Source organism: Trueperaceae bacterium, from assembly GCA_036381035.1.
Lineage (GTDB): Bacteria > Deinococcota > Deinococci > Deinococcales > Trueperaceae > DASRWD01.
On sequence record DASVDQ010000018.1, the window covers coordinates 1 to 5,328 of the forward strand.

Genomic DNA, 5,328 nt, shown 5'->3' on the forward strand with positions numbered 1-5,328 from the left:
AAGGGCGCCAGCGACGACGAGCTGCAGCTGTTCATCGCGCAGTGCAACCGGACGGGCCTGGATCCGTTCGCGCGGCAGATCTACGCGATCAAGCGTTGGGACAGCCAGGAGAAGCGGGAGGTCATGGGCGTTCAGATCAGCATCGACGGCGCGCGCCTCATCGCGCAGCGCAGCGGTGACTACGCCGGCCAGCTCGGGCCGCTGTGGTGCGGCCGGGACGGCCAGTGGCGGGACGTGTGGCTCGAGTCGGAGCCGCCGGCCGCGGCGAAGGTCGGCGTCCTGCGGCGAGGCTTCCAGGAGCCGCTGTGGGCGGTGGCGCGCTTCGACGCGTACGCCTCGCGGAAGAAGGACGGGAGCCTCACACACATGTGGGCGCAGATGCCCGACGTGATGATCGCCAAGTGCGCCGAGAGCCTGGCGCTGCGCCGGGCCTTCCCGCAGGAACTGTCGGGCCTGTACACGACGGACGAGATGGCGCAGGCGGAGCAGCCGGCGCCGGCCGCCGTCGCCAGGGACGTGCCGCGCCTGTCGGCGGCGAAGGCGGCCAGCCTGTCGGAGAAGCTCGCCGCGGCGGGCGTGGAGGACCCGCTGGCGTTCGCGGGCGAAGTGACCGGCAGGCGCATCACGGACCTCCAGGAACTGAATACGGCCGAGGCGAAGCGAGTGTGGGAAGAGGGGCAAGCGCAGCGCTCCACCGAGGAAGACGTGGTCGACGTGGAGTCGAAGCCGGCCGACGATGAGGACCAACCGGCCGCGCCTCTCGCGCTGGGCCAGCAGAGCGGCCAGTCGACGGGGCCCGCCACGGCCACGCAGCGCAAGGCGATCGCCGCCGCCCTGAAGCCTCACAAGCTCACGCCCGAGGAGGCGCAAAGCGTGGTGGAGGCCGCCGTGGGCCGGAGCCTGCCGGACGGCAGCGCGTCCCTGACGGTGGAGGAGGGTGAGCGCCTGTCTCGCATGACGTCGGAGGATTGGGCGCCGCTGGTGGTGGACTTCAAGATTCCCGGCGAGGAGGCGGCCTGATGGCCGGCACCGCTCATTGCACGTGGCGGGAGGACGCGGACGGCGTGTGGTGGGCCTGCGAAGAGAACGCCTGGAGCTTCGACGTCGGCGGGAAGCCGTACGAGCACGGCATGAAGTTCTGCCCGTTCTGCGGCAAGCCGCTCGCGCAGCAGCCGTACGTCGAGCCCGAGTGGGAAGAGGAAGCCGGGGTGGAACAGTGACCGCCCTACCCGCCCTGCAGCTCGACGTCCTCAAAGCCCGCAGCCCGTGGAGAGCGTGATGGGCGTCTACGATAGCGTCCTGGTCCCCTGCCCGCGCTGCGGCACGAGAGTCGAAGCGCAGAGCAAGGGGAGCGACTGGCCCGTCCTCAGTTGTTACCGCCTCGAGAGCGCCCCGCTCGATGTTCTGAGCGACGTGAACCGGCACGCGCCGTTCACCTGCCCCAAGTGCGGGGCGAGCTTCGACGTTGAACTCAACGTGACGGTCCGCGTTAGGGACCTGGGGAGGGCGTGATGCCCGCCTGGGCGTGGGCGCTCCTCTTCTACGTCGCCTGCATCGCCGGGTTCCTCGCCCTCATGTGGCGCGGACGCAAAAGCGACGAACAGGTAGCCCGCGAAGTCGAAGCCGACTACCGCGAGATGCACGGACTCCCACCGCTCGCACCCGAGGAATGGGAAGCCGCATGAGGCTCACCCTCGACCCCGTCCTCTACCGCCGCCTGCAGGAGCGCAACGACCGCCTCGAACGGCAAGCGCGCATCCTCGGCGCCGCCTTCCACCGGTTCGCCGAAGAACTCGCAGGCCTCGGCCGCGACCTCGCCCAGCTCGAGAACCCGATCGGGCAACCGACGCCCGACGCCACACCCCCACCGCCTCAGCCCCGCGCCCGCGCGGCGGTCGAGACCCGAACCTGCACCGTCTGCGGCGCGGAGTTCACCCGCAACGCCGGCGAGCGCCTCAACAACTTCCGCCGGCGCAGGACGTGCGGCCGCAGCGAGTGCATGCGCGAGGCGATCTCCCGCAACCGCGCGGGCAAGTCCGTCACGCGACGGCCAGCCCCCGAGCCCGCCGAGGAGCCAGCGGAGCCCGAAGCCCCGGCGGCGCAGCTCGAGGAACCCGAGCCGACCGTGGGGCCCGACCCGACCCCGGCAGAGTCGGAGCCCCAACCGGCGCCCCAGGCCGAGGCCGCCCCACACCGCTTCACCTGGGAGCCCCCAGCCAGGCACGAACCCATCCGTCTCGCAGCCATAGGCGACGAGTGCCCCCGCCACCCCGGCGAGGTCATCGGCACCTTCGGCTGCCCCGCATGCAACGCCGGCAAGCGCTGGCTGGAACGCTCCAAGGTCGCTCAGGTCGGGGTCGGGAGCCGGCCGTGAAGCGAGACCTGACCCCCGCCATGCGCCGCCAGCTCGCCGTGATCCGGTCCGGCCGCGGCACGGTCAATCTCGCCACCGTCCGCGCCCTCATCAGCCGCGGCCTCGCCAGGGAACGCTTCGGCGGCGAGCTCGCCAGCCACAGCCGGCTCGCCAGCGGGTACGCCCTCACCGCCGCGGGCGCCGCACTGGCGCGCGAGCTCGACCCCGAGGAGGCGCCGTGACCGCCAGCGACCACCGCAAGGCCATGAAGCGCACCCTCGAGTCCTTCGCGCCCCGGCACCGCGCCTGGCAGGCGTTCGACGCCTGGTGTGAGGCCGCAGCGCTCGCGATCGCGAACAGCGTCACGCCCCACCAGGCCCCCAGCTGGCGCGAGCGGGAGGACCGCTTCGAGCGCATCCTCGACGGGTTCGGCCCGGGCGCCAAGGAGGCGTTCGCCGAGATCCTCGCGCACCTCGTCGAAGCCCTTGCCCTTGAGCCCGCCGACCAACTCGGCCTGCTCGCCGCCGATCTCGAGGCCCTCGACCGCGGCGCGGGCCAGTTCTTCACACCCTACGAGCTCTCCCGTCTCATCGCCGACCTCACCCTCAGCGACGGCCAGCTCGAGGCCACCATCCGCGAGCGCGGGTTCGTAACGGTCCACGAGCCCGCCGCAGGCGCCGGCGGCATGATCATCGCCCTCGCAGCCGCCATGCGCGAACGCGGCCTCAACCCCCAGACGCAGATGCACGCCACCTGCTGGGACGTTGAGAGCGCGGCCGCGCACATGTGCTATGTGCAGCTTTCCCTCCTCAACATCCCCGCCGTGGTCGTCCTCGGCGACACCCTCATCCTCGAGGCGCACCAGGTCCTCGAGACGCCAGCTCACGTCCTGGGCCTCTGGCGGTACCGGCTCCAGAGAGCGGACGAGGGGGCCGCGCGGGAGCCGGTGACGATTCCGAGGCTCCTGGGGCCGCTCGCCGAGCAGCCGCCGCTCTTCCAGGAGACCGCATGACCCTCATCTGGACCCGCGCCGGTGACGCGCTCCCACCCGAAGGCGAGCCCGTCCTCGTCTACCTTCCCGACTTCTCCACCGCCAGGCCCTCACTCGCCTACCTCGAGAAGGGCCAGCCCAGCCGTTCGGGGCGGTTCTACACGACCGACACCTGGGTCGGCACGTCCCTACGCAGCGGCCAGTTCGTCACGACCGTCGAGCCAGACCAACTCTGGACCCGCATCCCCACTCCAGAAGGCTCGGAGGCCTGGCCACGGCATGAGCCGCGCCATGAACTCGACACAGGAGGTGACTGACCGTGGCCCGCGGCCGGTTCATCAGCAACAGCATCAGCACGAGCAAGAAGTTCGCGCGCCTCCAGAGCAATGACCACAGGCTCGCGTACCTCATGCTGGTCCCCCACGTCGATGCAGAAGGACGGCACGACGCCGACACCCGCATACTCGCCGGCCAGGTCTACACGCTCCTCGACCTCACCCACGACCAGATCGAGGCTGCACTGCAGGACATGCACAGGGTCGGCCTCATCCGCCTCTACCAGGTCGACGGCGAAACCTACCTCGAGGTCACGAACTTCCACGAGCACAACAAGGTCAGGCGTAGGGACGACGGCACACCCAGCCACGAAGCGCCGAGCATCATCCCGCCACCCCCAGCCGGCACGCAGAGCGACTCCGCGCATATGGCTGGAGCCACTACAGAGGAGCTACGTAGCGACTCCGTAGCGGCTACCGCAGAAGATAAAGTTCAAGTTCAAGTTCAAGTTCAAGAAGAAGTTCAAGAGCAAGAGCCGCGCGCGCACGCGCGCGCGGTAGGCGAGACCAAGACCCCGTCGAAGAACGGCAAGCCCAAGAAGGGCAGAACGCCGACCTTCGACCCCTCGACCGTCGAGCTGCCGGAGTTCGTCAGCCCCGACGTCTGGGCGGACTTCTGCGAGCACCGCAAAGCCATGCGCCGCCCACTCACCCCACCAGCCGTCGAGGGCATCCTCAAGGACCTCGCCAAGACACCCCTCGACGCCGACGCGATGCTCCGCCAGACCATCACGCGCGGCTGGACGGGAGTCTTCCCGCTCGACAAGGACCGCGACAAGCGGCGCGGCGGAGGCGGCAACGGTGGCGGCGGTAGCAGCGCCTTGGATCAGTACCGGGAGAAGGGCCTGTGACCGACCAGCGCGACCCGCTCACGGCCGCCGTCGACTTCCTCCGCCTGCCGAAGGGACACGACGCCCGCCGCGGCCCCGACTTGCCCCCGGAAGAGTGCGAGGTCCTCGACCAGACCCTCGCCGAGTACGCGGGCCACCTCGCCTGGATCGGCATCGCCTGGCGCCCCAAGGACCGCTCTCACCCGTACTACGCCGGCCTCCGCGAGCTGCAGGACGAATGGGCAGCCGAGCAACGCGAGCGCCTCACCCAGACGTTCACCGAGCGCCTGCCCGCCAGGTACCGCCGCTACACCTTCGACACCCTCCGCCGCCACCCCGGCAACGCCGCCGCCATCGACGCCGCCAAGGCCCTCCAACCCGGCCAGAACCTCTACCTCTGGGGCCCCGCCGGCAACGGCAAGACCCACCTCGCCGTCGCCACCGGCCGGCGCCTCGCCGAAGCCGGGCACCGCGTCGCGTTCTACGGCGTCGTCGCCCTCTTCGCCCAGATCCGCGCGTCCTTCGCGCCTGACGGTGCCCCACGCCCCGACCTCGCGTTCCCCGACGTGCTCATCCTCGACGACCTCGGCAAGGTGAAACCGACCGAGTTCGTGTACCAGGAGTTCTACGCCGCCCTCGAGGCCAGGTGGGCGAACGAGAAGAGCACGGTCTTCACCGCGAATCACCGCCCGTCCGCCGCCGCCGAGCACCTGAGCCCCGACAGCGAGAGCGCCGCGGCCATCCTCAGCCGCATGGCGTCCGGCGTCGTGGTCGAGGTCAGGGGCAGGGACGAGAGGCTGCCGCGGTGACCCTCGAGCT

10 protein-coding genes are annotated in these 5,328 nt (G+C 70.6%); all 10 read left to right on the forward strand.

Annotated elements, in window-relative coordinates; translation table 11 throughout:
- On the forward strand, positions 1–1,020 hold a 1,020-nt coding region (gene bet, locus VF202_02220; protein HEX7038908.1), incomplete at its 5' end, for a phage recombination protein Bet.
- Complete coding sequence (locus tag VF202_02225) at positions 1,020–1,220, forward strand: hypothetical protein (protein ID HEX7038909.1); 201 nt, start codon at positions 1,020–1,022, stop codon at positions 1,218–1,220. The genes bet and VF202_02225, both read left to right, overlap by 1 nt.
- Positions 1,221–1,278: 58 nt before the next feature.
- Positions 1,279–1,512 (forward strand): hypothetical protein, encoded by a 234-nt coding sequence (locus tag VF202_02230; protein ID HEX7038910.1) that lies wholly within the window; start codon positions 1,279–1,281, stop codon positions 1,510–1,512.
- The gene (locus VF202_02235) at positions 1,512–1,685 is read left to right on the forward strand and encodes a hypothetical protein (protein ID HEX7038911.1); all 174 of its coding nucleotides are present in this window, start codon (positions 1,512–1,514) and stop codon (positions 1,683–1,685) included. Before VF202_02230 ends, VF202_02235 begins: the two co-directional genes overlap by 1 nt.
- Positions 1,682–2,374, forward strand: coding sequence for a hypothetical protein (locus VF202_02240; GenBank protein HEX7038912.1), 693 nt, complete (start codon positions 1,682–1,684; stop codon positions 2,372–2,374). The genes VF202_02235 and VF202_02240 overlap by 4 nt, the downstream gene beginning before the upstream one ends.
- The gene (locus VF202_02245) at positions 2,371–2,595 is read left to right on the forward strand and encodes a hypothetical protein (protein HEX7038913.1); all 225 of its coding nucleotides are present in this window, start codon (positions 2,371–2,373) and stop codon (positions 2,593–2,595) included. Before VF202_02240 ends, VF202_02245 begins: the two co-directional genes overlap by 4 nt.
- Positions 2,592–3,365, forward strand: coding sequence for an N-6 DNA methylase (locus VF202_02250; GenBank protein HEX7038914.1), 774 nt, complete (start codon positions 2,592–2,594; stop codon positions 3,363–3,365). Before VF202_02245 ends, VF202_02250 begins: the two co-directional genes overlap by 4 nt.
- Complete coding sequence (locus VF202_02255; protein ID HEX7038915.1) at positions 3,362–3,661, forward strand: hypothetical protein; 300 nt, start codon at positions 3,362–3,364, stop codon at positions 3,659–3,661. The genes VF202_02250 and VF202_02255 overlap by 4 nt, the downstream gene beginning before the upstream one ends.
- Before the next feature lie 2 nt (positions 3,662–3,663).
- A complete protein-coding gene (locus tag VF202_02260) occupies positions 3,664–4,530 on the forward strand; it encodes a hypothetical protein (GenBank protein ID HEX7038916.1) in 867 nt (288 codons plus the stop codon).
- Positions 4,527–5,318, forward strand: a complete 792-nt coding sequence (locus VF202_02265; GenBank protein ID HEX7038917.1) for an ATP-binding protein — start codon at positions 4,527–4,529, stop codon at positions 5,316–5,318. Before VF202_02260 ends, VF202_02265 begins: the two co-directional genes overlap by 4 nt.
- Positions 5,319–5,328: the final 10 nt, after the last annotated feature.

What these genes read in the sequence shown, in the direction of transcription:
- VF202_02225 (HEX7038909.1), top strand. Translation starts at nt 1,020, where the DNA reads ATGGCCGGCACCGCTCATTGCACGTGGCGGGAGGACGCGGACGGCGTG.
- VF202_02230 (HEX7038910.1), top strand. Translation starts at nt 1,279, where the DNA reads ATGGGCGTCTACGATAGCGTCCTGGTCCCCTGCCCGCGCTGCGGCACG.
- VF202_02235 (HEX7038911.1), top strand. Translation starts at nt 1,512, where the DNA reads ATGCCCGCCTGGGCGTGGGCGCTCCTCTTCTACGTCGCCTGCATCGCC.
- VF202_02240 (HEX7038912.1), top strand. Translation starts at nt 1,682, where the DNA reads ATGAGGCTCACCCTCGACCCCGTCCTCTACCGCCGCCTGCAGGAGCGC.
- VF202_02255 (HEX7038915.1), top strand. Translation starts at nt 3,362, where the DNA reads ATGACCCTCATCTGGACCCGCGCCGGTGACGCGCTCCCACCCGAAGGC.